This is a genomic window from Micromonospora sp. NBC_01405 (assembly GCF_045040155.1).
In the GTDB taxonomy this organism is placed as follows: Bacteria; Actinomycetota; Actinomycetes; order Mycobacteriales; family Micromonosporaceae; genus Micromonospora.
Window position 1 is genome coordinate 2,531,592 of sequence record NZ_CP109532.1, and the last position, 24,347, is coordinate 2,555,938.

General features: G+C 70.8%; 28 protein-coding genes and 1 tRNA gene. 13 read left to right on the forward strand and 16 right to left on the reverse strand.

The window, feature by feature from the left end; translation table 11 throughout:
• Positions 1-9 precede the first annotated feature (9 nt).
• Positions 10-1,281, reverse strand: coding sequence for a benzoate/H(+) symporter BenE family transporter (locus tag OG559_RS10325; RefSeq protein ID WP_405114649.1), 1,272 nt, complete (start codon positions 1,279-1,281; stop codon positions 10-12).
• Between the two features lie 55 nt (positions 1,282-1,336).
• Here OG559_RS10325 and OG559_RS10330 point away from each other — a divergent pair, with 55 nt between their 5' ends.
• Positions 1,337-1,897 carry a helix-turn-helix domain-containing protein gene (locus tag OG559_RS10330; protein WP_405114651.1) on the forward strand — a complete coding sequence of 187 codons (561 nt, stop codon included), beginning with the start codon at positions 1,337-1,339 and terminating at the stop codon, positions 1,895-1,897.
• A 64-nt stretch (positions 1,898-1,961) separates the two neighbouring features.
• Here the strand turns inward: OG559_RS10330 and OG559_RS10335 are convergent, their stop codons facing one another.
• Positions 1,962-3,038, reverse strand: a complete 1,077-nt coding sequence (locus OG559_RS10335) for a LuxR C-terminal-related transcriptional regulator (protein WP_405114653.1) — start codon at positions 3,036-3,038, stop codon at positions 1,962-1,964.
• Between the two features lie 63 nt (positions 3,039-3,101).
• Between OG559_RS10335 and OG559_RS10340 the strand changes: the two genes are divergently transcribed.
• The 3 genes from OG559_RS10340 to OG559_RS10350 are packed head-to-tail and all read left to right on the forward strand — an operon-like array spanning position 3,102 to position 5,857.
• The gene (locus tag OG559_RS10340; RefSeq protein ID WP_405114655.1) at positions 3,102-3,821 is read left to right on the forward strand and encodes a PP2C family protein-serine/threonine phosphatase; all 720 of its coding nucleotides are present in this window, start codon (positions 3,102-3,104) and stop codon (positions 3,819-3,821) included.
• Positions 3,822-3,877: 56 nt separating this feature from the next.
• A complete protein-coding gene (locus OG559_RS10345) occupies positions 3,878-5,071 on the forward strand; it encodes an enhanced intracellular survival protein Eis (protein WP_405114657.1) in 1,194 nt (397 codons plus the stop codon).
• A 39-nt stretch (positions 5,072-5,110) separates the two neighbouring features.
• Positions 5,111-5,857 carry a ZIP family metal transporter gene (locus OG559_RS10350; RefSeq protein ID WP_405114659.1) on the forward strand — a complete coding sequence of 249 codons (747 nt, stop codon included), beginning with the start codon at positions 5,111-5,113 and terminating at the stop codon, positions 5,855-5,857.
• A 32-nt stretch (positions 5,858-5,889) separates the two neighbouring features.
• On the opposite strand, the gene OG559_RS10355 is transcribed toward OG559_RS10350, so the two are convergent.
• Positions 5,890-6,972: an NAD-dependent epimerase/dehydratase family protein gene (locus OG559_RS10355; RefSeq protein ID WP_405114661.1), complete on the reverse strand. Its 1,083-nt coding sequence runs from the start codon at positions 6,970-6,972 to the stop codon at positions 5,890-5,892.
• 261 nt (positions 6,973-7,233) lie between these two features.
• On the opposite strand from OG559_RS10355, the gene OG559_RS10360 reads away from it, so the two are divergent.
• Positions 7,234-7,518 (forward strand): putative quinol monooxygenase, encoded by a 285-nt coding sequence (locus OG559_RS10360; RefSeq protein WP_405114663.1) that lies wholly within the window; start codon positions 7,234-7,236, stop codon positions 7,516-7,518.
• Positions 7,519-7,636: 118 nt separating this feature from the next.
• Here OG559_RS10360 and OG559_RS10365 read toward each other — a convergent pair whose 3' ends face one another.
• Together OG559_RS10365 and OG559_RS10370 are read right to left on the reverse strand one after the other, a co-directional pair.
• Positions 7,637-7,825, reverse strand: coding sequence for a DUF397 domain-containing protein (locus OG559_RS10365; RefSeq protein WP_405114666.1), 189 nt, complete (start codon positions 7,823-7,825; stop codon positions 7,637-7,639).
• The gene (locus OG559_RS10370; RefSeq protein ID WP_405114668.1) at positions 7,803-8,663 is read right to left on the reverse strand and encodes a DUF5753 domain-containing protein; all 861 of its coding nucleotides are present in this window, start codon (positions 8,661-8,663) and stop codon (positions 7,803-7,805) included. The genes OG559_RS10365 and OG559_RS10370 overlap by 23 nt, the downstream gene beginning before the upstream one ends.
• A 231-nt stretch (positions 8,664-8,894) precedes the next feature.
• On the opposite strand from OG559_RS10370, the gene OG559_RS10375 reads away from it, so the two are divergent.
• The gene (locus OG559_RS10375; RefSeq protein WP_405114670.1) at positions 8,895-9,038 is read left to right on the forward strand and encodes a hypothetical protein; all 144 of its coding nucleotides are present in this window, start codon (positions 8,895-8,897) and stop codon (positions 9,036-9,038) included.
• The gene (locus tag OG559_RS10380; RefSeq protein WP_405114672.1) at positions 9,035-10,276 is read left to right on the forward strand and encodes a helix-turn-helix domain-containing protein; all 1,242 of its coding nucleotides are present in this window, start codon (positions 9,035-9,037) and stop codon (positions 10,274-10,276) included. The genes OG559_RS10375 and OG559_RS10380 overlap by 4 nt, the downstream gene beginning before the upstream one ends.
• A 102-nt stretch (positions 10,277-10,378) precedes the next feature.
• Here OG559_RS10380 and OG559_RS10385 read toward each other — a convergent pair whose 3' ends face one another.
• On the reverse strand, positions 10,379-11,260 hold the full coding sequence (locus OG559_RS10385) for a helix-turn-helix transcriptional regulator (protein ID WP_405114674.1): 882 nt from the start codon (positions 11,258-11,260) through the stop codon (positions 10,379-10,381).
• A 216-nt stretch (positions 11,261-11,476) separates the two neighbouring features.
• Between OG559_RS10385 and OG559_RS10390 the strand changes: the two genes are divergently transcribed.
• Positions 11,477-12,499: a zinc-dependent alcohol dehydrogenase family protein gene (locus tag OG559_RS10390; RefSeq protein WP_405114677.1), complete on the forward strand. Its 1,023-nt coding sequence runs from the start codon at positions 11,477-11,479 to the stop codon at positions 12,497-12,499.
• A gap of 78 nt (positions 12,500-12,577) precedes the next feature.
• On the opposite strand, the gene OG559_RS10395 is transcribed toward OG559_RS10390, so the two are convergent.
• The 4 genes from OG559_RS10395 to OG559_RS10410 all read right to left on the reverse strand — a co-directional run bounded on the left by OG559_RS10395 (position 12,578) and on the right by OG559_RS10410 (position 14,620).
• Positions 12,578-12,757, reverse strand: coding sequence for a hypothetical protein (locus OG559_RS10395; RefSeq protein ID WP_405114679.1), 180 nt, complete (start codon positions 12,755-12,757; stop codon positions 12,578-12,580).
• A gap of 203 nt (positions 12,758-12,960) precedes the next feature.
• Positions 12,961-13,365: a hypothetical protein gene (locus tag OG559_RS10400; RefSeq protein ID WP_405114681.1), complete on the reverse strand. Its 405-nt coding sequence runs from the start codon at positions 13,363-13,365 to the stop codon at positions 12,961-12,963.
• Positions 13,362-14,327 (reverse strand): class I SAM-dependent methyltransferase, encoded by a 966-nt coding sequence (locus OG559_RS10405; RefSeq protein WP_405114683.1) that lies wholly within the window; start codon positions 14,325-14,327, stop codon positions 13,362-13,364. Before OG559_RS10405 ends, OG559_RS10400 begins: the two co-directional genes overlap by 4 nt.
• Positions 14,327-14,620 (reverse strand): hypothetical protein, encoded by a 294-nt coding sequence (locus OG559_RS10410; RefSeq protein ID WP_405114685.1) that lies wholly within the window; start codon positions 14,618-14,620, stop codon positions 14,327-14,329. Before OG559_RS10410 ends, OG559_RS10405 begins: the two co-directional genes overlap by 1 nt.
• A 56-nt stretch (positions 14,621-14,676) precedes the next feature.
• On the opposite strand from OG559_RS10410, the gene OG559_RS10415 reads away from it, so the two are divergent.
• The gene (locus OG559_RS10415) at positions 14,677-15,321 is read left to right on the forward strand and encodes a TetR/AcrR family transcriptional regulator (protein WP_405114686.1); all 645 of its coding nucleotides are present in this window, start codon (positions 14,677-14,679) and stop codon (positions 15,319-15,321) included.
• Positions 15,322-15,344: 23 nt separating this feature from the next.
• On the opposite strand, the gene OG559_RS10420 is transcribed toward OG559_RS10415, so the two are convergent.
• From OG559_RS10420 to OG559_RS10430, 3 genes are read right to left on the reverse strand one after another with little or no spacing between them, the layout of a single operon-like run.
• Entirely contained in the window at positions 15,345-17,549 is a 2,205-nt protein-coding gene (locus OG559_RS10420; protein WP_405114688.1) for an FtsX-like permease family protein, read from the reverse strand.
• Positions 17,546-18,217: an ABC transporter ATP-binding protein gene (locus OG559_RS10425; RefSeq protein WP_405114690.1), complete on the reverse strand. Its 672-nt coding sequence runs from the start codon at positions 18,215-18,217 to the stop codon at positions 17,546-17,548. The genes OG559_RS10420 and OG559_RS10425 overlap by 4 nt, the downstream gene beginning before the upstream one ends.
• On the reverse strand, positions 18,214-18,738 hold the full coding sequence (locus OG559_RS10430) for a PadR family transcriptional regulator (RefSeq protein ID WP_405114692.1): 525 nt from the start codon (positions 18,736-18,738) through the stop codon (positions 18,214-18,216). The genes OG559_RS10425 and OG559_RS10430 overlap by 4 nt, the downstream gene beginning before the upstream one ends.
• 201 nt (positions 18,739-18,939) lie before the next feature.
• Between OG559_RS10430 and OG559_RS10435 the strand changes: the two genes are divergently transcribed.
• A tRNA-Lys gene (locus tag OG559_RS10435) sits at positions 18,940-19,014 on the forward strand.
• A gap of 62 nt (positions 19,015-19,076) precedes the next feature.
• On the opposite strand, the gene OG559_RS10440 is transcribed toward OG559_RS10435, so the two are convergent.
• The gene (locus OG559_RS10440) at positions 19,077-19,223 is read right to left on the reverse strand and encodes a hypothetical protein (RefSeq protein WP_405114694.1); all 147 of its coding nucleotides are present in this window, start codon (positions 19,221-19,223) and stop codon (positions 19,077-19,079) included.
• A 250-nt stretch (positions 19,224-19,473) separates the two neighbouring features.
• On the opposite strand from OG559_RS10440, the gene OG559_RS10445 reads away from it, so the two are divergent.
• The 3 genes from OG559_RS10445 (at position 19,474) to OG559_RS10455 (ending at position 21,723) form a co-directional block, all read left to right on the forward strand.
• Positions 19,474-19,740: a hypothetical protein gene (locus OG559_RS10445; RefSeq protein WP_405114696.1), complete on the forward strand. Its 267-nt coding sequence runs from the start codon at positions 19,474-19,476 to the stop codon at positions 19,738-19,740.
• A 507-nt stretch (positions 19,741-20,247) separates the two neighbouring features.
• A complete protein-coding gene (locus tag OG559_RS10450; protein WP_405114698.1) occupies positions 20,248-20,763 on the forward strand; it encodes a hypothetical protein in 516 nt (171 codons plus the stop codon).
• A gap of 702 nt (positions 20,764-21,465) precedes the next feature.
• Positions 21,466-21,723: a GntR family transcriptional regulator gene (locus OG559_RS10455; RefSeq protein WP_405114700.1), complete on the forward strand. Its 258-nt coding sequence runs from the start codon at positions 21,466-21,468 to the stop codon at positions 21,721-21,723.
• Positions 21,724-22,153: 430 nt separating this feature from the next.
• Here the strand turns inward: OG559_RS10455 and OG559_RS10460 are convergent, their stop codons facing one another.
• Both OG559_RS10460 and OG559_RS10465 read right to left on the reverse strand, forming a co-directional pair.
• Entirely contained in the window at positions 22,154-23,077 is a 924-nt protein-coding gene (locus tag OG559_RS10460) for a hypothetical protein (protein WP_405114703.1), read from the reverse strand.
• A 111-nt stretch (positions 23,078-23,188) separates the two neighbouring features.
• Positions 23,189-23,641, reverse strand: a complete 453-nt coding sequence (locus tag OG559_RS10465) for a hypothetical protein (protein ID WP_405114705.1) — start codon at positions 23,639-23,641, stop codon at positions 23,189-23,191.
• Positions 23,642-24,347 lie beyond the last annotated feature (706 nt).

Here is a 24,347-nt window from a genome sequence, read left to right on the forward strand (position 1 = left end):
GCGGTCGGCCTACTCGCCCGCCCGGGAAGCCGGGGTCGGGACGGGCAGGGCCGGGGCGTCCGGGGCCGGGGTCGAGCCGCGCGGGGTCGGGGCGTCCGGGGTCGCGGCGTCCGGGGTCGCGGCGTCCGGGGTCGGGCGGCGGCGGAAGAGGAGCAGCATCAGCCAGCCGGCGAGCAGCCCCCAGAACGCGCCGCCGACGCCGAGCAGGCTCACCCCGGAGGCGGTCACCACGAAGGTCACCACGGCGGCCTCCCGCGCCTGCGGGTCGGCGACCGCCGCCGACACCGCGCCGGCCAGCGCGGCGAGCAGCGCGAGCCCGGCCACCGCCTCGATCAGCACCGGCGGGGAGAGCAGCACCAGGGTGGTGGCGACGCCCGCGCCGAGGCCGAGCAGGGCCAACCCCACCCCGGCGGTGACCGAGGCGACCCAGCGGCGCTCCGGGTCCGGATGGGCGTCCGGGCCGGCGGCCAGCGCGGCGGTGATCGCGGCCAGGTTGACCGCGTGCCCGCCGACCGGGGCGCCGAGGGCGCTGGCCAGGCCGGTGACGCGCAGCGCAGCGCCGAGCGGCGGCCGGTAGCCGTAGCCGCGCAGCACCGCCATCCCGGGGACGTTCTGCGCGGCCATGGTGACCAGGAAGAGCGGGAGCGCCAGCCCGACCACCGCCGGGACCGTCCACTCGGGCGCGGTGAGGGTGAACACCGGCTTCAGGCCGTGCGCGCCGATCCCGCCCGGCGTGGTCAGCGCGATGGCGACCGCGGCCACCACCAGCGCGGCGGGCACCGCCCAACGGCGGGCGAACCGGTGCAGGACCAGCCAGGTGACGACCACCGGCGCGGCCAGCGCCGGCACCTCGACCAGGGCGCGGACCGGCGCGGTGCACAGCGGCAGGAGCACGCCGGCCAGCATCGCGCTGGCGATCGGGCCGGGGATGGCGGCCACCGCCCGGCCCAGCGCCGGGAAGAGCCCGGCGGCGACGATCAGCACCCCGCACACGACGAACGCGCCGACCGCCGCCGGCCAGCCGCCGGGGACCGGACCGGTGGCCGCCAGCAGCGCGGCGCCGGGGGTGGACCAGGCGATCGCCATCGGCAGCCGGTGCCGCAGCCCCAGCCACACCGCGCAGACACCGGACGCGACGCTGACCGCGAGCAGCCCGGAGGCGGCCTGACTCTCGTCGGCGCCGACGGCGCGCAGCCCGGCGAGCACCACGGTGAACGAGCTGGCGAAGCCCACGAGCGCGGTCACCAGCCCGGCGAGCACGGGTTGCAGCAGGCCGGCCACGTCTCCCCCTCCACTGTTCCGTTTACGGAACGGAAGCGTGTAGCACCATAGCGGGGTGGAACCGTCAGCACCAGCCCGGGGAAGGGGCGTCGACACCGGCGCCGAGACGGTGGGCCGCCGGGTGCGCGCCCTGCGCGAGGAGCGGGGGATGTCGCTGTCCACCCTGGCCCGGCTGGCCGGGGTCGGAAAGGCCACCCTCTCCGGCCTGGAGAACAACACCCGCAACCCCACGCTGGAGACGCTCTACGCGATCACCGCCCAGCTCGGGGTGCCGCTGACCGCCGTACTCGCCGGGCCGGCGGCGACCCCGACGGTCCGGGGCGCGGCGGTGAGCGCCACCCTGTTGGAGGTCTTCACCGACACCGACGCGACGTACGAGCTGTACCGGATGCGCGTCGCCCCCGGGCCCGGCCAGCTCTCGCCCGCGCACCAGCAGGGGGTCACCGAACACATCACGGTCTTCGCCGGGGTGCTCCGCGCCGGGCCGGTGGACGCCCCGCTGACCGCCGGCGTCGGCGGTCACCTGCGCTGGACCTCGGACGTGCCGCACAGCTACGCGGCGGTCGGCGACGAGGAGGTGTGGGCGAGCCTCCTGCTGCGCTACCCCCGCCACTGACCGCCCGCCGCCGCACCCGTACCGCACCGCCGCGCCGGCCGCACTGCCGGGTCCGGGACCGGAGTCAGGCCTGCCGGGCCGGAAGCCGGTGCTGGACGGCCCAGAGCGCCGCCTCGGTGCGCGACGCCGACCCGGTCTTGCGCAGCAGGTTGGACACGTGCACGGCCACCGTCCGCACCGAGATCCCCAGCGTCCGGGCGGCCTGCTTGTTGGACATCCCCGCGACCAGGCAGGCGAGCACCTCGACCTCCCGACCGGTCAGCTCGGCGTCGGCCGGGAGCAGGTCGGCCGAAAGCAGGGCAGCGGGCGGGTACGCCGCGTCGGGCGGGGCCGCGGCGCGCGGCGCGGGGGCGCCCGGGTGCTCCGACAGCGGCCGGCGCAGCAGGGCGTCCGGCCCCTGGCCGGAGTGCGCGGCGAGCAACTCGGTCAGCAGATACGGGTTGCCGCCGGTCCGCCGCCACACAGAGGCCGCCAGCCGGCGCGACGGGCGCGTCCCCGCGTACACCTGGTCCAGCACCTCGGCGACCTCGGCCGGGCCGAGCGGGCCGAGGTGCTGGCGGACGGCGCCGCGTACCCCGCAGAACCGGGACAGGACGCGGGCGGCGAGGTCCGGTGCCACCGCGTCCGCCGCGGGCCGGCTCGCCACCAGCAGCAGCGCCGGCAGGTCGGGCGCGGTGGCCAGCTCGCCGACCAGGTTCAGGCTGGCCGGGTCGAGGGCGTGCAGGTCCTCCACCACCAGCACCGCCGGGCCGACGCCGACCAGCAGCCGGACCGTACGCACGGCCAGCCGCAGCAGCGTGCCCGGGGCGTACCGTTCGCGGGGGGCGGTGGGCTGCTGGGCGAGCCAGGCGAGCGCGTCGGGCGGCAGGTCGAGGCGGCTGGTGTCCCGCCCGCTGAGCACTGCGGCGAGCCAGTTGTACGGGGCCGGGCTGTGCACCCGCGCGGCCCCGCTGAGCACCACCGCCGGGCGGGGCGCGAAGCCGTCCAGGGCCGCCGCCACCAGCAGGCTCTTGCCGACGCCCGCCGCGCCGGTGAGCACCGCGACCGCTGGGCCGGGCCGACCGCCGAGCGCCAGTGTGGACCACGCCCGGTCGAGCTCGGCAAGCTCACCGGCACGCCCGACCATGGGGACCGGCATCATTCTTTTCACCCTACGCAGTAGTGCGTAGAGACGGCGGGAGGGTCTTCTTGGCAAGCTTGTCGTATGAAACTGATCCTCCGCTCGGCAATCCTCAACGATGTCGGCCTGGTCCGGACCAATAACGAGGACTCCGCCCTCGCCGGTGACCGTCTGGTCGCGGTCGCCGACGGCATGGGTGGCCTGCCGGCCGGCGAGGTGGCGAGCGAGATCGTCATCCGGATCCTCGACGAGCTGAACCCGCCGGCCACCACCGAGGGCGCCACCGACGCGCTACGGTCCGTCGTGAGCACCGCCAACCGGCGCATCCGGGCCGCCATCTCCGTCGACCCGGCCCGCGAGGGCATGGGCACCACCCTCACGGCCGGTCTGCTCGCCGGGGACGTGCTGGTCCTCGCCCAGGTCGGGGACTCCCGCTGCTACCTGCTGCGGGACAACGAGTTGACCCAGCTCACCCGGGACGACACCTTCGTCCAGACGCTGGTCGACCAGGGCGCGCTCTCCCCGGCCCAGGCCCGGCACCATCCGCAGCGCTCGCTGGTGACCCGGGCCGTGCAGGGTGCGGACGCGCCCCCGGCGGTCGGCGCGCTCACCGTCTTCGCCGGCGACCGGCTGCTGCTGTGCAGCGACGGCCTGTCGGACTACGTGGACGACGGGTCGATCGCCGCCGCCCTGGCCATGTACGGCGACCGTCAGCACTGCGGCGAGCAGCTCGTGAAGCTCGCCCACCAGGCCGGTGCCCCGGACAACGTCACCGTCGTCGTCTCCGACGTCACCGCGGCCTGACCGCTCACCCCCGCGAATGTGGTTGCGCCGGCCCGGCGGGCGGGTTGGGATGGGGGATGCATATCCGGCGGGTGACCAACACCGAGCGCTCCAGCACCTCCTTCCCGCTCCAGGCGTACGCCTTCGAGGCGTCGCCGAAGCGACCCGAGCGGGCCGAGGAGTTCGGCCGCTACCTGCCGTACGGCGAGGCCAACCGCACCCTGATCGCCGAGGAGGGCGGCGAGACCCTCGCCGTGGTCTCCGCCATCCCGATGCGGCAGAACCTGCGCGGCGCGGTGCTGCCGATGGCGGGCGTCGCCGGGGTGGCCACCCATCCGCTGGCCCGCCGACGCGGGCACGTCCGGGCCCTGCTGCACCGGCTGCTCGACGAGATGCGCGACGAGGGGCACCTGGTCAGCGCGTTGTACCCGTTCCGCGCCTCGTTCTACGAGCGGTTCGGCTACGTCGGGCTGCCCCGGTCCCGCACGGTCACCTTCACGCCGGCGGACCTGGCCCCGCTGCTGCGCGCCGACCTGCCCGGCGAGCTGAGCTGGGAACGGACCGGCACCGGGTACGCCGCGCACCGCGCCTTCACCGAGCGCTGCCTGGCCGAGCGGCACGGCTTCGCGCTCTTCCCCGAGACCCGGGCGGTGTGGCTGCGCGACGACGACGACCGGTGGCTGGTCACCGCCCGCGTCGACGGCGCGACGGTCGGCGTGCTGACGTACCGGATCGACGACCACGGCGGCGAGCTGGCCGGCGACGACCTGCTGGTCGCCGACCCGTACGCCCGGGCGCTGATCCTTCAGTTCCTGGCCCGGCACGTCGACCAGGTCGGCCGGGTGCGGCTGCGGGTGGCCGCCGACGAGCTGCCCGAGCTGTGGCTCACCGACCTGGCCGTGCACGTGGAGGCCCGGGTCGCCCGGCCGGGGTCGGCGGCGCCGATGGCCCGGCTGCTCTCGCTGGACGCGCTGTCCGGCCTCCCCGCCGGGCCCGGCCGGGCCCGGATCTCGCTGACCGGGGACCGCTGGCTGGGCGGCAGTCACCTGCTCGACGGCACCACCGGCCGGCTGGAACTGGTGGCCGACGCCGCCACCGGTGCCGCGCCGACCGCCACGCTCACCGCGGCCGGGCTCTCCGCCCTGGCGTACGGGGTGCTGGACCCGGCGGAGGTGGACGTCCGCGGCCTCGGCCAGGTGCCGGCCGACGCCGCCGTCGAACTGCGCCGCCTCTTCCCCCGCCGACTCCCCTACCTGTACGCGGACTTCTGACCTGTTTCCGCCGCCCGGCGTTCGGGTAGCGTTCCGCGAATGCCGGAGTGGTTGCAGGCGGGCGGCTGGGGTCTGCTGGCCGGGTCGGCCCTGCTGGTCGGGGCGGCGCTGGGCTGGTTCGTGCCGGTCCCGCGACGGGTCGTCGCGTCCGTCATGGCCTTCGGGGCGGGGGTGCTGCTCTCCGCGGTCTCCTTCGAGCTGGTCGCCGAGGCGCACGAGCAGGGCGGGCTGCTGCCGACGGCGATCGGGGCGGCAGGCGGCGCGCTGGCGTACACCGGGGCGAACGTGCTGCTGGCCCGGCGCGGCGCGCGGCACCGCAAGCGCTCCGGCGACCAGCCCTCGGAGGGGCAGGAGCCCGGGTCCGGTTCGGCGATGGCGGTGGGGGCGCTGCTCGACGGCATCCCCGAGTCCGTGGTGATCGGCGCGAGCCTGCTCACCGGCGGCGCGGTCAGCGCGGTCACGGTGATCGCGGTGTTCCTCAGCAACGTGCCGGAGGGGCTGTCCAGCGCGGCGGGGATGCGCCGGGCCGGCCGCACCCGCCGGTACGTCTTCCTCCTGTGGACCGGGATCGCCCTGGTGAGCGGCCTCGCGGCGCTGGCCGGACACACCCTGTTGGGCGGCGCGCCCCCGGAGGTGCTCGCCTCGATCACCGCGCTGGCGGCCGGCGCGATCCTCGCCATGATCACCGACACCATGGTCCCCGAGGCGTTCGAGGACGCCCACCTGCTGGTCGGCCTGATCACGGTGCTGGGCTTCCTGGTGGCCTTCGCCCTGTCCCACGCCTGAACCCTCCGGCGTGGATGGGCGGCGACGGGCGGTCAGTACGGGTTGCCGTGCCCGGCGGGGCAGGCCTTCAGCAGGCCGGCCGGGCGGCCCGGAAGATCCGGGTCGGCGGACATCGGCGGGCTGGCGGTGTGGCCGCCGTGGGCCATGCCGGCGAAGAGGTCGCGCAGGGCGGCCAGCGCGTCCACCCTCGGCTGCCAGCCCAGCTCGGCCTCGGCCCGCGCACTGGACATCAGCGGCGCGTTCAGGCCCAGCTCCACCCAGCCGGCGTCGACCGGTTGCAGCCGGGCCAGCCAGGTCAGCGCCGCCGCGCCACGCAGCAGCGGGGCGGCCACCGGCACCGTCCAGCCGTGGAAGTGCCGGGCAACCAGTTCCGGCGTGAGCACCGGATCGGCCGCCAGGTTGAACGCGCCGCGCGCGTCGCCGAGCAGCGCCCGGGCGTACGCGTCGGCCACGTCGTCGGCGTGCACCGCCTGCATCCGCAGCCGACGGTGGCTGGGCACCAGCGGGATGCGGCCGTACCGGAGCAGGCGCACCGGGGCCAGCGGCCCGAGGAAGTAGCGGGTGATCTCGGTGCCGGCGTCCCGCTGGAAGATCAGCCCCGGCCGCATCCGCACCACCCGCAGCTCCGGATGATCCCGCTCGACCTGTTCGAGCAGCGCCTCCACCTCCGCCTTGTCCCGGCTGTACGACGAGCCGGGCACCCCGGTCACCGGCCAGCGCTCGCTGACCGGGTGGTCCTTCGGGCCGGAGGCGTACGCGCCCACGGAGGAGGCGTACACGAGGGCGGGCACCTTCGCGCGGAGCACCCCGTCGACCACGGCCCGGCTGCCGCCGACGTTGGTCCGGTGCAGCGCCCGCTGGTCGTGGCTGGGCTGGATCTGCCAGGCCAGGTGCACCACCGCGTCCGCCCCGGCGAAGACCGCCGCCAGTTGGTCGGCCGCGCCCGCCGCCCCGATGTCGCAGGAGTGCCACTCCAGTCCGTCGTACGGCTCGCCGGCGTTCGGCCCGGGCAGCCGGCGGGCCACCCCGACCAGCTCCACGTCCCGCTCCCGGCGCAGCCGGCGCAACAGGGCGGTACCGGCGTTCCCGCTCGCACCCACCACCACGATCCGCATGCCTGGCCCGGTACCCGTTGCGCCGGTCGTAAATCCCCCGGCCCCCTGTTCGCCGCGACCGTCAGGGGCGGGGCGCGGTGCGGGCCCAGTTCTGCCGCTGCCGCCGCTGGCGGCCAGGCAACGCGGGCAGACCATGGGTCGAGCACAGAGTTGACGATCACCGCAGGCTGGGTCTCTCGTCGCGCCTCATCTCCACCGGACGTGCGAGCATGCAGGGAATCGCCGAGGGGCCGACGGCCGAGCACGTACCAGGAGGAACGAGTGCTGATCATCGCCGGGACGCTCCACCTCGACCCTGCCGACCGCGAGCAGTACCTTGCCGCCGTCGCCGACGTCACCGGGCGGGCGCGATCCGCGCAGGGCTGTCTCGACTTCGTCCAGTCGGCGGACCCGATCGAGCCGGATCGAATCAACATCTACGAGCGGTGGGAGTCCGACGCGGATCTCCACCACTTCCGCGACGGCGGCGGGCCGGATCCGCAGACCCCGCCGATCCGGTCCGCGGAAGTCGGCAAGTACCGGATCGCCGGAGTCGAGTCGCCGTAGGGCCACCGGCCGAAGGCCGAGGTGGGGGTGGAATCACGGTTCGACCTGTGACGCCCCCAAATCCGCCGGGCCTACCGTGGCGACTGCTGCGAAGAAGAGCCGCCACGGTGGCTGCGAGTTATGGGCGGGTGCCGTCGGTCTTGAGGCTGCCGGTGAAGGCGGTCCACGCGGCCGGGTCGAAGCTCAGCGTCCCGGTGGTGGGGGCCTTGGAGTCGCGTACGTCGACCCGAGCACCCCGGTCGCGCACCTCGACGCACTGGCCGTTGTTGCCCGAGCGGCTCGACTTACGCCAAGTGTTGCGCTCCATGCTTGCTCAGCTCCTTCATCAACTTGACGGACTCAGCCGGCGATCGTGCCAGCGTCCTCAGATTGTCGTACGCGGCCGAGAGCCGCACCAGATCGCGGCTCGATTCGAGGAACAGCTCGCCGGCAAGGGTCTCGATGTAGCCCAGCGGCGGATCGTCCTGCTCGAAGGTCAGCAGGGCGAATCCGCTGCTGATTGCGAGGTGAGCGCCGGCCTCGAAGCGGAGGACCTGGATCGTGACGTTGGGCAGTCGGCTCAACGTGACCAGGTGGTCAAGCTGCTCGCGCAGGACATCCGGGCCGCCGACCTCCGTGCGCACGGCTGCCTCGGACAGGATGGCGTGCATCCGCAGCGGCGTCGGCTGCCGGTGCAGCACCTCCTGTCGGGTCATCCGGGCGGCAACTCGCTGGTTGATGGTGTCCTTGTCGGACTCGCGGCCGATGGCGTTGACCTCGCGGGCGTACCGCTCGGTCTGCAACAGCCCCGGCACCAACATCGGCTCGAAGTTCTTCAGCTCGGCGGCCTCCTCCTCGTAGGCGATGTACGTCGCGTACCGGCCGCCGAGACGCTGCCACCACCCTTCCTCGCGCAGGTCGCGCGCCTGTTCCAGCAGCGACGTGCCGGGCTCCTCGTCGATCCTGATGCCGTACGCGACCAGCAATTCCATGACGTCGCCGGCACGAGGCTTGATCTCGCCGGACTCGATCCGGCTGATCCGTGACGACGAGCAGCGGACGAGCTTCGCTGTCTCCTCGCCGGTAAGACCCTTGGTCTCGCGGATCTTGCGCAGCTCCCGGCCGAGCCGTCGAGAGCGGGGAGTCGCTGGCGTGAATCGAGGCATGTCGTGATTCTGCACCAAACCCGCTCGCTCGTCTGCCCCGGATCGCCTGCATACCCGCCCTTGATCTTATTCATGGGACTTGTGCTCCATCACTTGATGCGCAAGTCTGACTACAGCGCACCACCAATCAACTCCGCAGCGTGTGCAGGCTGCTGGACACACCAACGGCCGGGAGCGCCGCAGGCGCGGCAACGCCCGCCGCCGGCCTCCACCAGAAGGGCGAGACTGCTTGTGATTGCCGAGACCGTGTCGATCGTGTTCGGCGGCCTGGTGCCGGGGTTCCTGCTCGGGCTCCTCGCGTTCCGGGTCAAGTCGAGGTGGTGCCCGCGCTGCGGCGAGTCCACCGAGACCATGCACCACACGGAGGACCGATGAACGGGCCGAACCGGCGCAACAGCGGGCAGCCGCCGATCGGGCGGCGGGTGGCGCAGTTGCGTACCCGACGGGGAATGACCCAGCAGATCTTCGCCAGCCGGGTCGGCAGGTCGAAGAGCTGGGTGGACAAGGTCGAGCGCGGTCTGCGTACCCTCGATCGGATCTCGGTCCTCGAAGCGGTCGCTGCGGTCCTCGGCGTCGCCCCGGAGGTGCTGCTCGCCCGGGAGACCCGCCGAGGCGAGCTGGCGGCGGGCGTCGCCGCTGCCGTCGAACGGGTGCGAGCGGCGCTCGCCTGCTACCACACCCCCGGCCCCGGCGAGGCCGGCTGGCGACCGCCGCTGCCCCTCGAAGAGCTGGACCGCCAGGTGACGTACGCGTGGCTGGCGTACCGGCGCGCCCACCACTCCCAGGCGTTGCGGATGCTGCCCGACCTGCTCGCCGACGCCCGTCAGGCCCGCGAACACGGGGCACCGACCGGTTCGGCGCGCGCCGCCGACCTGCTGGTGCGCATCTATCGGCTCGCCGCTCAGATGCTGGTGAAACTCGGCGAGGCCAACCTGGCCTGGCTGGCCGCCGACCGGGCGATGGCCACCGCCGCCGGTGACCCCCGACGCACGGCAGTCGCGGCGATCGCCCTGGTCCAGGCGCTACGCGCCCTGGAAGAAGGCCGGCTCGCGCTGATCGCCGCCAGCACCGCCGTGCGCCGACTCGCCCCGCACCCGTCCCACGACGTCCCGCCGGACCGCCTCGCCCTGGCCGGAACCCTGCTGGTCGAGGCCGCTCTCGCCGCCGCCCGCACCGACTCGGCCGCCGCCCGCAACCTCATCGACCACGCCACCCGCCTCGCCGACGCCCACGGCGACCGCCCCGACCGCGACAACGACGACATTGAGTACGGCCCGAGCGTGGCCGCCCTCGCCCGCGCCCTCATCACCGCCGAGCTCGGCGACCCCCACCAGGCCGTCAGCCTCCACAAGCGCACCGCCGTCGGGGACGCCTGGAACCGGCTCCCCGCCGAGCATCGGGCAGCCCATTTGATCGACATGGCCCGCATCCACGTCGACTCCGGCAACCCGCACGCCGCCGGCCGCGCCCTGGTCACCGCCGACCGGATCGCCCCCGCCGAGACCCGCATCCGCCCCGCCGCCCGTACGGTGCTGACCGCCGTGCTCCGCGACGGCCGCGCCGCCGCCGACGTGACCCGGCTGGCCGCCATCATCGGATTGACCCAGCCCTGACCCCGGCCGGCTGACCTTCCGGTCATTCCGCGTCCACAGCAGAGCCCCGGGCCTGATCACGTTCTGCACGAGCGCGCTCGAATCGGCTCAGGAGGAAGCCGGTCAGGCCCGCTGTGTCGCCCCGCCCGGCTCCGTCCGCGAGGTGAGGGCCCAGGACGCGAGGAGGCTGAGGGCGTGGGCGCTCGGCGAGTTCGGTTCGGCGGTGTAGATGGTCAGGGTGAGATCGGGTTCGGCGCGCAGGTCGAGGCTCTCCCAGGCGAGCGTGAGGTCACCGACCACCTGGTGGCGGAAGTGCTTGACGCCGGTGGCGTGGGTGCGCACGTTGTGCGACCCCCAGCGGCGGCGGAAGTCGTCGCTGCGGGTGGAGAGCTCCCCGACCAGGTCGTGCAGGCCCTTGTCGTGGGGGTCCTTGCCGGCTGCGGTACGCAGGTTCGCCACCGTCATGTCGGCCGCGAGGTCCCAGTCGGGGTAGAAGCGGCGGGCCGCGCTGTCGAGGAACGCAAATCGGGCGATGTTCGGCGGGCACGTCGGATCGGCGTACGCGTCGCTGTACATGGCCCGGCCGAGGTGGTTGGCGGCGAGCATGTCCGAGCGGTTGTTGACGAGGATCGCCGGGGTGTTCATCGTGTCGAGCGACCATTGCAGGCTGGGCCGGACGGCCCACTGCCTGGGCCGGCGGCGGGGTCGCAGGATCGCGTTGCTGCCGTTCGCCTCCTGGGCGAGGCGCACCAGGTGAGCCCGTTCGGCGTCGTCGAGCCGCAGGGCGCGGGCGATCGCGTCGAGCACACCGGCGGAGACTCCGGCGAGGGTGCCCCGTTCGAGTTTGGCGTAGTACTCGACGCTCATCCCGGCCAGCGCGGCGACCTCGCTGCGGCGCAGCCCCTTGACGCGGCGCTGCCCGGCGGTGGGCAGTCCGGCCTGCTCGGGGGTGATCTTGGCGCGGCGGGTGGTGAGAAAGTCGCGCACCTCGGCTCGGTTGTCCACGACCTCGACAGTACGACGGGCTGCGGGGTCGTGGGATGCACTGGCGGTACACCCATCGTCAGTGACTTCCCCGCCGCGAAGCGGCCGGGTGTACTGGACATCTGACCGGGTACGGCCGCCCTGTCCCCGTTCCGGCCCGCTTCATCCCCCGGTGCTGGCGCGGATGCCCGCGTCCCAGCCGGGTAGCTAATGGCGAAGAACCCTGGAGGAGAAATCATGCGTGGTGTTTTTCTGTACGCCCCCGGTGACGTCCGCGTGGAGGATCGCGAGGATCCCCGGATCCTCGCGCCCACCGACGCGATCATCCGGCTGACCGCCACCTGCGTCTGCGGTTCGGACCTGTGGCCATACCGGGGCATCGAGAAGTCCGCCGGGCCCGCGCCGATGGGCCACGAGTACGTCGGCATCGTCGAGGAAGTCGGCGGCGACGTGCGCAACGTCAAGCCGGGGCAGTTCGTGGTCGGCTCGTTCTTCGCCTCGGACAACACCTGTGAGATCTGTCGGGCCGGCTACCAGTCCCGCTGCGTGCACGCCGAGCCGATGGGTGCCATCGGCACGCAGGCGCAGTTCGCGCGGGTTCCGCTCGCCGACGGCACCCTGGTCGCCGCCGACGACGTACCGTCCGACGATCTGGTCCCGGACTTCATGGCCGCCTCCGACGTGCTGGGCACCGGTTGGTTCGCCGCGGTGGCCGCCGAGGCAGGGCCGGGCAAGACCGTCGTCGTGGTCGGCGACGGCGCGGTCGGGCTGCTCGGCGTGCTCGCGGCCAGGCAGCTCGGCGCCGAACGGATCATCGCGATGAGTCGCCACGAGGACCGGCAGAAGCTCGCCCTGCACTACGGCGCCACCGACATCGTCACCGAACGCGGCGACGAGGGCGTCGCCCGGATCAAGGAACTCACCAACGGGCTCGGGGCGCACTCGACCATCGAGGCCGTCGGCACCAGGGAGTCGATGATGCAGGCCATCCACTCCACCCGCCCCGGCGGGCACGTCGGCTACGTCGGCGTCACCCACGGCGTCGAGCTGCCCGGCCTGGAACTGTTCTTCTCCGGAGTGCACCTGCACGGAGGGCCCGCCCCCGTGCGTCGCTTCCTCCCCGAGCTGATGCGGCTGATCGGAGACCGGCAGATCGACCCGGGCAGGGTGTTCGACCTCGAACTGCCCCTGGAGCAGGCAGCCGAGGGCTACCGGGCCATGGACGAACGCCGCGCCATCAAGACCCTCCTGCGCCCATGAACCGCGTAGGCCGCCCGCTCCGCGTGCGGCTGATCTCGACCACTTCATGCCCCGTCGGCCCGCCCGACGGAAACTGGGTCAGGCGCGCTGCTCCGGGTTACGGCCCGCCGGCGGCTGGGTCTGCTGCACCGCGAACGGATGGCGCAGTCGCCGCATCGCCTCCTCGCTGCCGTCGAAGGTCACGCCCGGACCGTCGAGCCCGTCGGTGCTCGCCGTGGCGAAGAACAACACCGGTTGATCGTTAGCATTCGATGCCATGCGGTAGTCCTGTCTTCGAAAAAGAGGCAGATCAGGTCGCCCGGCAGCTCGTGCCGACGACCTCGTGACAGACCCGGCGCTCGCCCTGGGGCCCGATCAGTGTCTCGATTACTGGCGAAAGCCCGACGACACCGACACACCGCACCATACCCGGATTCGCCGTCCGTCATGCGCCGCCGCCGTTGACCGCCCGCTCGTGGCGGTTACAAACGTTCGAAGCTCTCCATACCGGCGAGTTCGAGCACCTCGGTCCGGGTCGCCGGGCACTCCTGCCGGGTCTGATCGTCGATCTGCCGGCCGGTCGGCACGGCACCCTGCTTCTCGTACCAGGAATAGAGGTTCACAGTGAGGTTGGCCATCGTGCCCGTCTCGGACCCGATCCCTCGCAGCGTCGGCAACTGGCCGTCCAGGTAGGCACACACCTCCTTCGCCGACACCGGCGTCGAGCCACCGGCCGGAGCGGATCCGACCGCGCTGGACGCGGCGTCGGCTGCTGCGGGGGTGCCCGGTGCCGCAGCCCCGGAGGGCTCGGGCGCGTCGGCGTCGGCACACGCCGTCAGGGCGAGCACAAGACAGAGGGCCGGCGCGAGCGTTCGGATCGTTCTCATCGGTTCTCGTCCTGACGTGGTTGTCGGTGGTGGGTGACCGGCGGTCGGGCCGCAGCGGATGGCCCGTCAGCGGACTGTGGAACGCGTGACTCACCGTCAACCCTGGCGGCGATCGCGGTGACGAGCCACAGGCCGGCGGGCAGTCGGTAGCCGACGCCGGGTGCGCGAAACCGGTCGAGCAGCCGGACCGCCCCCGCCCGAGCCAAAGCCTGCCCAGCCAGCGGAGCCGCCCGGTACGCGGCACCGGCGGGGCCGATCTCGACAAGCCATTCGGCCACGGCATCGGCGTCGTCCGGAGCATCCATCGCGACGTCACACGACGTGACCGTGACGGCGGTGAAGCCGGCGACGGTGAGGACCCGGGCGAGCCGCGCCGGGTCGGCGAAGGAGAACGGACCGGGCTCGTCGCCCACCGGCAGCGGTGGCAACGGCCCGAGATGTGGCGCTGCGCCGAGCATCGCCGCGGACATCCACGGGTTGACGCTGCCGTCGCGAAAGACGGTCGCGGCGAGGCGCCCTCCCGGGCGCAGTGACCGCCGGATCGTGGCGCAGCCGGCGACCGGATCCGCCAACAGCATCAGAGCCATTCGCGAGTACGCCGCGTCGAACGGAGCCCCCGGCACGACGTCGAGGGTCTCGATGTCGGCCGCGCGGAACCGGATACCCGGATACCGGTCCGTGGAGAACCGTTGCCGGGCGGCGGCCACCATCGCCTCGGCGATGTCGATACCGACCGCCGCGCCGCTCTCGCCGACCGCCCCGGCGAGTTCGGCCGTGGTGCCCCCACAGCCGCAGCCCACATCAAGGATCCGTTCGCCCGGCCGAGCGGCCATTCGATCCATGGCCGGCGCGCCCAGCGGTCGGCCGATCTCGTCCTGCCGATCGGCGTGGCGGATCCAGCCGGCTGCCGCTCCCGTCCAGAAAGCGGCGTTACGGGACCGCAGGGTGGCGGCGTCGGCCATCAGAACGGCATCTCGGTGCCGTCGACGCTCATCGATCGGAAGTTGGCCGCTTTTGCCGGATCGAAGCCGTCCTCCTGCGCCGCCAGGCCTGCGGCCCGAACCAGCCGTTCGGACTGGAACCGACGGAACGCGGCCTCGTCCTGCCAGATGTTGATGATCCGCCAGCCGTCCTCGGTCGGGCCGGCGACATGGGCGACGAGTCCCGGCGGCCGGTCCGGTCCGAGGTGGCGCTCCACCTGCTGGTACTCCGCCTCGCTGACGCCGGGCATCTCCTGCAACACACCGAACGGCATGACCGCGCCCTTTCGATAGAGTAAAGTTCTATCCAATAGAGCACTACACTTGAACCGTGGTTGTCAAGAGACGCTATGACTCGTCCCGGCGGCAGGAGCAGTCCCGACAGACCCGGCGAGCAATCCTCGAAGCGGCTGGCCGGCTGTTCGTCGATCCCGGCTACGCGGCCACGCCGCTGACCGCCGTCGCCGCGGAAGCCGGCGTCGCGGTCCAGACGCTGTACGCGGTGTTCGGCAGCAAGCGCCAACTGCTCTCCCAGCTGGTTGACGTCACCCTGGCCGGCGACGACGAACCGGTGGCCCTGCCGGACCGGCCCTTCGTCGCCGAGATCCGCGTGCTCGCCGACCCCCGCGCCAAGCTCGTCCGCTACGCCCGCCATCTGGTCGAGGTCCACACCCGGCAGGCCCAGGTGATGCTCGCGCTGGCCGGGGCGGCCACGGCCGATCCGGACGCCGCCGAGATCTGGCGCAAGAACATCGACGAGCGCCGCCGTGGCATGGCCATGTTCGCCGCAGAACTCGTCGGCACGGGAGCCCTCCGCCCCGACCTGGACGTCGAACAGGTGGCCGACATCCTCTGGTTGGCCCAGGACGTCCGCAACTTCGACTGGCTCGTCCGGCAACGCGGATGGCCGCTGGAGCAGTACCAGCGGTGGTATGTGGACACCGTCAGCGGCGCCACCATCGCCCAGCCCCAGTGAGGTCGGTGTGACGGGAGCGTGGCTCACTCGTTCCGGGCCGCCTCCGGGCCGGTGATCCGGCGCAGCAGCGGCAGCGTCGAGGCGATGATTCCCAGCGACACCGCCAGCCCTCCGACGGCTATGAGGTAGAACGACAGGCCCGGCGGCACCAGCGTGTAGCGCAACTGCGCCCGCAGGAAGAGCTGCGCGGCCAGGAACCCCATCCCGATCGCCACCACGGAGACGGTCAGTAGCGGCACGACGGTCTCCAGCGCGACCACCCGGCGCAGTGTGCGCAGCTGCACCCCGGTGAGCCGCAGCATGCTGAACGGCCGCTTCCGGTCACTCAGCCCGCCGGCGATGCTCACCGCCAGGCTGCAGCCCGCGATCGGCAGGCTGGCCAGCATGACCACGTTGGCCAACTGCTGGAACTGCACCATCTGCTGCGCGGAGTCCGCCTCCCACTCGCCGACGCTCGCCGGAAGGAGCCCGGCCGGAAGCGCACTCACCAGCTGCGTCCGGGCCTGCTCGAAGGCGGAACGGCTGGTCGTGTCGACGACCACCGACAGGATCGGCTGCCGGTCGACCTCCGTGGGGGCGATGCCGGCGGCTTCCCAGACGTACGAATCGCTGGTCAGGTCGAACGCGCGCGGGCCGATGAGGTCGGGGTACACGGACGCAACCTGAGCGCCGGAGGGACAACTGCCGAACACCGCCAGGCGGTCCAGCTCGGCGCACGTGATCAAGCCGGGCCATCCGCCTGAATCGGAGACGTCGGGGTTGAGGTGCACCAAGGTCACACTGCGTACGCCGGGGATCGTCGCGAGTCCCGTCGGAATCTGCTCCTTGGTCGGCGCAGGGCCATCCTCGGGAAAGAACCTCTTCGCGAGTGAGGTCGCGGCCACCGAGTCGGTGCGCGGTGCGCCGCGGTTGGCGACAAACGTGGTGATCGTGCCGGTCGCCACACTGGCCACGAACAGCGCCACGATCAGCCCACCGACGGACCGGAAACCGGCCTGCGGATTGTCGGCGAGACGCCGTCCGGCGATGAGCGTGGCGGGCCGGCTCGCCCGTCCGGCGAGCACCCGGGCGCCGATCATGGTCAGCCAGGGCCCGGCCAGCATCAGTCCGACCAGGATCAGCAGGAATCCGGAGAGGTACGCGGTGAGCTGGCCGTTGGTCGTGTCGGGGCGCCGGCCGATGAAGTAGGTCAGCTCGGCGAGCCCGGCGACCAACGGGATCATCCGCCAGGCGCGTGGCGGCTTCGGGGTGACGCGCCGGCTCACGCCCAGCGGCGAGATCTGCACCCGGCGCAGCGCCAGCCAGGAGGCCACGACCGCAGCGAGCGGGATACCGACCGCGACCAACACGACGTCGATGACGTTGAGTGACAGGTCGGCGGCGAAGAATGGTTCGCCGGTGAACGGGATCGCGGCGAGTCCCGGCCGGAACGCGAGGAACAGGCCGAACCCGACGACTGTGCCCGCCAGGGCGGCGACTGTGGACTCCACGGCCGAGATGAGGGTGATCTGCCGTGGTGTCGCCCCGACCAGCCGCATTGCGGCGAAGCGCTGCTCCCGGCGGGCCGCAGCCAGCCGGGTCGCGGTGGCGATGAAGATGAGCACCGGGAAGAGCAGTGCGGCGGCGGTGACGGAGAGCACGAGTGCCATGCCGTCGCCGCTGACGCCGACGTAGCAGCCGTTGCAGTCGCTTGGGGAGGTGGTCATGATCTGGGTGACCTGCCGGGCCCCCAACTGCTCCAGTTCGGCCGGGGTACGGCCGATGACGATCAGCAGGGATTCGGGGGAAGGCAGCGCCGACCGGCCGATCGTACCGATCTCGTGGCCGGGGAAGCGGTCCCCGAGTTCCACGGCCGGCGAGGTCCGCAGCAGCTCGCCGAGGGCGGGCGAGACGTAGAACTCGCCCGGGCCGGGCAGGTGCGGGATGCCCGGCGGAACGGGCGCGTCCGGGCCCAGCGCCGCGACCTCGACCCGGCCGATGGACCCGCCACGGTAGTAGTCCTTGCGGGCCAGCCACCACATCGGGTCGGCCGACGGGTCGGCCGACGCCGGGGCGACGGCGGTGTTGAGCCAGGCGTACCGCTCGTTCTGCGTGCCGACCGCGTTCATGCCGGCGAGCGCCGTCAGGAGCATGCCGACGCCGAGCGCCACTGCGGTGGCGATGATGACGAGCCGGGTGGCGGCTTCGCGCCCGCCGGCCACGGACAGTCGTACCGCGAACCGGATCATGAGTGCACCAGCGCGTTCACCCTGCCGTCACGCACGATGACCTGCCGGTCGGCGCACGCGGCGATGCGGGCCTCGTGGGTGACGAGAACGACGGTGGTGCCCTGCTCGCGCGCCGAGGAGACCAGGAGATCCATGACCTGCTCACCGGTCAGCGAGTCGAGGGCCCCGGTCGGCTCGTCGGCGAACAGCGCCCCGGGCCGGGCGACCAGGCCACGGGCCAGAGCGACCCGCTGCGCCTGCCCACCGGACAGCTCACCTGACCGGCGCCGCTCCAGCCCGGCGAGCCCGAGCCGCTCGAACCAGGGCCGCGCCTCCTTGAGCGCGGCGGCCCGCTTGACGCCGCCGAGCAGCAGCGGCAGGGCGACGTTCTCCTCGGCGGTCAACTCCGGCACGAGCTGACCGAACTGGAACACGAACCCGAAATGGTCCCGGCGCAGGACGCTGCGCTGGTTCTCGTTGAGGGTGTCGATCCGGCGGCCGTCGAAGTGGATCTCGCCGGAGTCCGGCACCAGGATCCCGGCCAGGCAGTGCAGCAGGGTGGACTTCCCGGAGCCGCTCGGGCCCATGATGGCGACGATCTCGCCCGGAGCCACCGAGATGCTGGCGCCCCGCAACGCCAGGGTCTCGCCAAAGGACAGGACGACGTCCCGCGCCTCGATCGCCTTCATCGCCGGACCACCTTTCGGAGGGCGTCCAACCGGGCGACCGTGGTGTCGATCCAGTGCAGGTCGGCTTCCAGGTGGAACAGGCCGTGGTCGGCCAACATGGCGTCGACCAGGTCGCCGCTGCGCCTGACCTCGGTGAACTCCTTCATCCGCCGCAGGTGCGCAGCGCGCTGAATGTCGAGGTACTCCTCGGCGGGGCGGTTGAGCATGAGCGCCAGCACGACCTTGGTGAACAGCACCGTCTGCAGGTTGGGCTCGGCCTCGACCGGCTCGGTCAGCCAGGACTCGACCTCGGTCGCACCCCGTTCGGTGATGACGTAGCGCTTGCGCTCCGGACCTACGCCCGGCTCGACCTCGCCGACCACGATCTTGCCGTCGCGGGCGAGCCGACCGAGGGTCGAGTAGACCTGGCCGAACGGCAGTGGCTTACTCCGGTTGAAGAAGGTGTCGTAGTCGCGCTTCAGGTCGTAGCCGTGGCTGGGCTCGCGTTCGAGCAGGCCGAGAAGGGTCATGGGAACACTCATGCCGAGACCATACCCCGAGGGTATACCCCGCGTGTACACACCGGGCGTATATCGACTTGTGCTGCTGGTGCAGGACCGAGCCGCCAACTGGCACGGGGCGGTGCACGGCCCGGCGACGTCCACTGTCTGCACCGGCCTGACCTGACAGGGGAAACCCTCCCAGCCGGCCCCAGGAGCGGGGTTCCGGTAACCTGGTACGGCGGGCCGTTAGCTCAATGGTAGAGCTGAGGACTTTTAATCCTTAGGTTCTGGGTTCGAGTCCCAGGCGGCCCACCACATACCCCCTCTGAGCTGCAAGAACTCCGGCTGACGATCGTCCGGCACAACCAGGGCACAGCTCAGGTTTGATCTTGACCGGTGGGATGCTTCGGCAGCATGCCGTCTGCCTGCCGTAGGAGGTTGCCGACCAGCCCGCGCGGCCCGTCCTTCTTCGGCAGCCAGTGGACGTAGGTCTCCAGCGTGATTCGCAGGTTGGCATGCCTCATCCTCCACGGCGCTCCCGCAACCGGAAAAGACACAATCACCGCTGAAATGGTCGGCCGATACCCGCGCTTTGCGCACTTCAAGCGGCTAAAGTGCGGGCCTGGGAGGACGAGTGGGTACCGGACGATCAGCCCAGATGAAGCAGATAAGTTGCGGCATGAACCGGGGGCGACCCTGTGGGAGAACACCCGATACGGCGCAACATACTTCGTTGATTGCTTCGGACTTGAGCAGCTATGGGAGTCAGGCCGGGTGCCAGTCGTGCACCTTGGCCAGATCGAGGCGATTGAAGCTACAGCCGACGGCACCGAGGCGAACTGGACTGTAATCGAGCTATACGCCCGGCCAGCTATACTCGCCAGCCGCATCCGGTCGCGCGGCACCGGGGACGAAGACCAGCGCTTTGCGGCTGTCAAGCAAACACTTCGCCTGCCGGTCGCAGACATGCGGATCGACACCGAGGCTGCGTCAGTCAGTGAAGCGGCTAATGCCATCGAGCGGCTTATAGATCACTCATAACGAAACGCCCGTCACCCGCCAGCACGGCTGATACTCCAGCAGGAGATCCGTTTTAGGGCTCTGTGAGTTTCTGTCTTTGGTGGTGGCTGGTCTTGGCGGCAGCTTGATGTCGCCGCCGGAAGATGGACCAGCATTAGCCCTATCCGGTTCCCAGGCCGAGCGAGTTTGCCATTTATTGCAGACGACCGTTGCTCGGCATCGACTCGCCCACGGGTCAACAGCGGTCGAGCGTCAGCGCCAACCGCACTAATTGGTTGGCGGATTCGGCCTGACCAGAACTACTGGTGGAAAAGACGCGACGCTGATCGCGCTCGCCCTCGGCTTCGGCCAACCGGCACCGCCAGTCCTCGCCGCTCGGGAGAATCCCGGTATGGTGTTGCATTTCGGTATTGTCACATCCGTCCACCATCGTCGCTACGTTCGCCCTTCGCCAAACGCCAGGGTTTATCTCTCCATGACGATCCGACTATCGTGAGTGAGAATTCCCGAAGAAGGAGAGGATCTCTCATGCCGTTGTCAGTGGCGGACCTCGCGGTGCCCGGAAAAGCACCGATCACGATCCTTTCGACGACCTTTCCGAACGTGTATCTGCGCATGGACGGCACCGGGGTGACGACCTGGAACGGGTCTGGCAGCGGGATCGTCAACTGTCAGTTTGGCGCGGGACCCTACGAGAAGTTCAAGGTTCTCCCGCAGGCCGACGGCTCGTTCGCCTTCGCGTCGGCGACCTTTTCGAACGTGCATCTGCGCATGGACGCCGCCGAGTTGCCGCAGATCCCCGGGGGGCCGGGCGGTGGGACCGTCAACTGCCAGGTCCACGTGGGTACCCACGAGACGTTCAAGCTTCTCCCGCAGGCAGGTGGCTCGTTCTCCTTCGAGTCGACGTTGTTTCCGAATTCGTTTCTGCGCCTGGTCGGCTTCGGGGTGACGGCCTCCACCAACGGTGGCGGTGGGGTAGTCAACTGCCAGTTCGGCGCCCCGGGTGGCGATCACGAAAAGTTCTTTCTCAACGTGGCCGCCTAGCCACGGCCCCGTCAAGTCCCTGGAATACCTTGACTAAACGGCCCTGACCCGAACCCGCCCGACGCATCGCCGACGTCATCGCCTGGTCCATCTTCCGGCGGCGACATCAAGCCGCCGCCAAGGCCAGCCACTACCAAAGACGGAAACTCACAGAGCCCTAAAACGGATCTCCTGCTGAAGTACTAAAGCGTAGTGTGCTCAGACTTTCTTTACTTGGTCAAGGGCGGGCCTGCGGCCCGCCGCCGTGCCCGCGCCGGGGCGCGCGTGCGGCCTGGCGGCCGGTCACGCCCCGGCGCACGGCGTAGCAAGAGGAGCAGTCGACAGCCGCAGCCGGCCGGGACTGGGTGCACGCGGGATGGCGGGTGCAGGCAGTTCCCCCGACGCCGACCGGACAACCCCGCGCGCCTCAGCGCTAGAACGGGCCACTGCGTAGATCGACCCTTCCGTGGGCACAACCGTTTGGAGTCGGTCGGCACCTCGCGGCTTGGCGGGTAGAACTGAAGACGTGCAACGGCCTACCCGAGGAGGCAAGGTGGCTCAGCGCTCGCAGCACCAGGGGGGTCGGTGCCCCGTCTGCAAACGCACCGTAGCCCTCACCGCTGACGGGAGAGTTGCGCGGCACAACGGCACCATTCGTGCCTACGCCCCGCCCGAGGAGTGCACCGGGAGTGGACAGCGAGCAGAAGCCACGGGGTCAGACGTATGGAGGCCGACCCGGACGCCCGCATCGACCACGGCGCACCGCTGCCGCCCTACCGTCAACTGGCCGGCATCCTCGTAGCCCGAATTCGTCGCGGTGACTGGCAGCCGAACCGGGCCATCCCGTCCGAGGCGCAGCTTGTCGGGGAGTACGGCCTCGCTCGGGCGACTGTCCGCCGTGCGATCGCCGTGCTGGTGGACCAGGGCGCGCTGTTCGTGGTGCCGCAACGAGGGACGTTCGTCAGGCCAGAGGGCGAATAGCCTTCGATGTCCGACCATGATCATCGGGCACAGATCCGGCACAAGTGAGCCCGGAAACGCCTGTAAAACGTCAGGCACTCGTGTGGGGGGGGGCGAATGGTCGTACCGGTCCGTTGAGAGGTGTCTCCGGGCTCACGGATTATAGATCAGCGATCCAGAGGCGGACATACCCGAGGCATGCTCGGAAATCAGCGCCCTGCTGGCTCTGATGGCACTGACCGCCATCGTCTACGTCGCCACGACGGCGATCACCGGCCTGTGCGTGGGCATGGCAGAGGAAGGCACCGACGCGGCTTCGGCCGCCGACGGTGGTTCACCGTAGCGTTGAACGGGTGGATCACCTCGCGCACGTAGTCATCGGTGGCCTTGAGCAGGTGCGCGATGTCCGGGGCCGCCGGCCGCACCAGAGTGGCTCTGGCGCCGTGCCGGGTCATTCGCCCGTGGACTCGCCAAGAACACCGTAGGCATTGCGGAGGTTCGTTCGCAGTAGCTCGGACACCTGCCTCAGCGCCGTATGGTGTCGCGGAATGAGCTGCATCTCGTGCTCAGCGATCACGCTCCGGAGCACGCCGGAGAGGTTGACCTCGTCACGACATCTGCGGTCCGCGAGTGCCACGGCGATCTCTGCATCGGACGGAGCCGCTGCGGTGGTGCGCTCCGCCCAGCGTGGGTCGCTCTGCGCCTGGTCGGGATCTGTGTATGGGTATCCCGCTCGCTGCATGCACCTGCGCCACGCAGCAACTACCGATCGATAGCGGTCGTCCGTTCGCGCCTGGTCGGCAGCGCGCGACTCCAGCGCCTGGACTCCGCGCTCCGGCATGACGGTCGGGTCCACGGCCGAGAGGTCGACTGCGAGAGCCCCGCGGTGCAACGAGCGCCGAGCCTGTCCGTCACAACCCCCCGGCGGCACTGCCCGGCCGGAGAACTGAGGTTCGGTACCGCTGAAGACCGACAGTTGGTTTTCCGGAATCACGATCGGTCGCGCTTCCCGGCGAGCGGCGGCAGCCACCTCCTCAGCGAATCCCGGCGGGCCTCCGTAGCCGTGCTTCTGCACGTCGTGTGAACCGAGCCAGTACAGCAGCGTCGCATGTCGGGGGTACCTCGACGGCGCCTGCGCTGACTCGGAAAATGCCAGGCCAAACGCAGTCATGCAGTCGTGCAACAATCGGATGTTCGCCCGGTGCACGGCGAAATTTTCGGCCGAGGTCAGTTCATAGCTGTCAAGCGGGAGGACAAGCCCGGCCGCCCCGCCAGGGTTCTGCCCCACGAGGGGCACCCCGTCCGGGCTCCGCGACGTCGTGTTCGCCAGGCAGCCTGCGACGGCGAGCACCGCCGCAAGGAACAGACCAGTCACCGCAGCCCAGGTTTTCAAAGCCCTCATAGGACACTCCCTGTCAAATCGCACGGGGGACGCGCCGTCCTCCCGCACCGCGGTGCCGATGGCCGCGATGCGGGAGGACCCGGCTTATCGCCAGATCACCGTCGGCCCGTATGCCACGGCGCTGTGCTTGTACTTCGCCTGCACCTTGTAGGCGTGGGCGTCGTCGACGCCGGCGGTGTAGTCCTGGGACCATTCCTGTTCACCGTCGCGGCTGCCGCACGCGTAAATCGCCTTGTCGGACTGGTTCACCCAGATCAGCGATACCAGGTCCATGCCATAGTTGTACATCTTCGCCCAGGCGTACCACTTCCCGCCGTACGTCCCCTGGTTCACCCGGATATAGGTCGGCCCGCCGACGTTCGCCGTTGTCCCCGGGACCGGCGAGATGTTCGACGCCAGGGACGGCTCGCTCAACCAGTTTCCACACCAGACCGGGGCGGCGGATGCGGGCGTGGACGACACGGTCACGGCAAGGGTCGCCGCCACGGCCGTACCAGCACCGACCCCGATAATCTTCCTGACGAGATTTCCAGACATCATTTACCTTTCTGATTGATGGGTAATCTCATTGCAGCCCGACGTCCTCGCGAGGGGAATCGCCAGTTCATTATTCCCCTCTAATTTCCGGCAGAGATGTCGGCTGAGCTGAGGTCAGACGCCGCAGGCCAGCGCCGTCGTTGACGTCTTGGACGCGCCGGTGGCGGCGTTGTATATCGCACCTTTGAAGGTGTGGCTGCCCGTTCCGGAGCACGTGTGACTAACAGAGCGGCTCGTGTTGCCGCTGAAGGTCACGTAGTTCAACAACTGCCAACTCGCTCCGTTCCAGACGTAGAGCTGCGTTTCCCAACCGGATGAGGTGCTACAACCCGAGGCGGTCCCGGTGGTGACCGCCTTGCCGCCGCTTTTGACTGGCGTCGAGACGGTCCAACTGCATGCTGCCTGAGCAGGCTGAACATAGGATATCGAGACTCCAGATCCCAGGGCGAGTGCCGCCATTGCCATGGCGCCCCGGCGCCGCAATCGGCGCATAAGATTCGACTCCCTTCGATGGGTATTTGACTCCCACCTAGTGCTCCGCGTGAGCATCAGGCCAATGTGGATGGGTGGAACAAATTGCTATTGCGCCACCAGGGCGGCCATCGAGAACAGCCCTGATTGCCGCAGGAGGGCCGTTGGAAGTCATAGCCAATCCGGCCGCTTCACCCTTCTTGTTAGGGTGAGATGAGCCAATCACCACCACTTA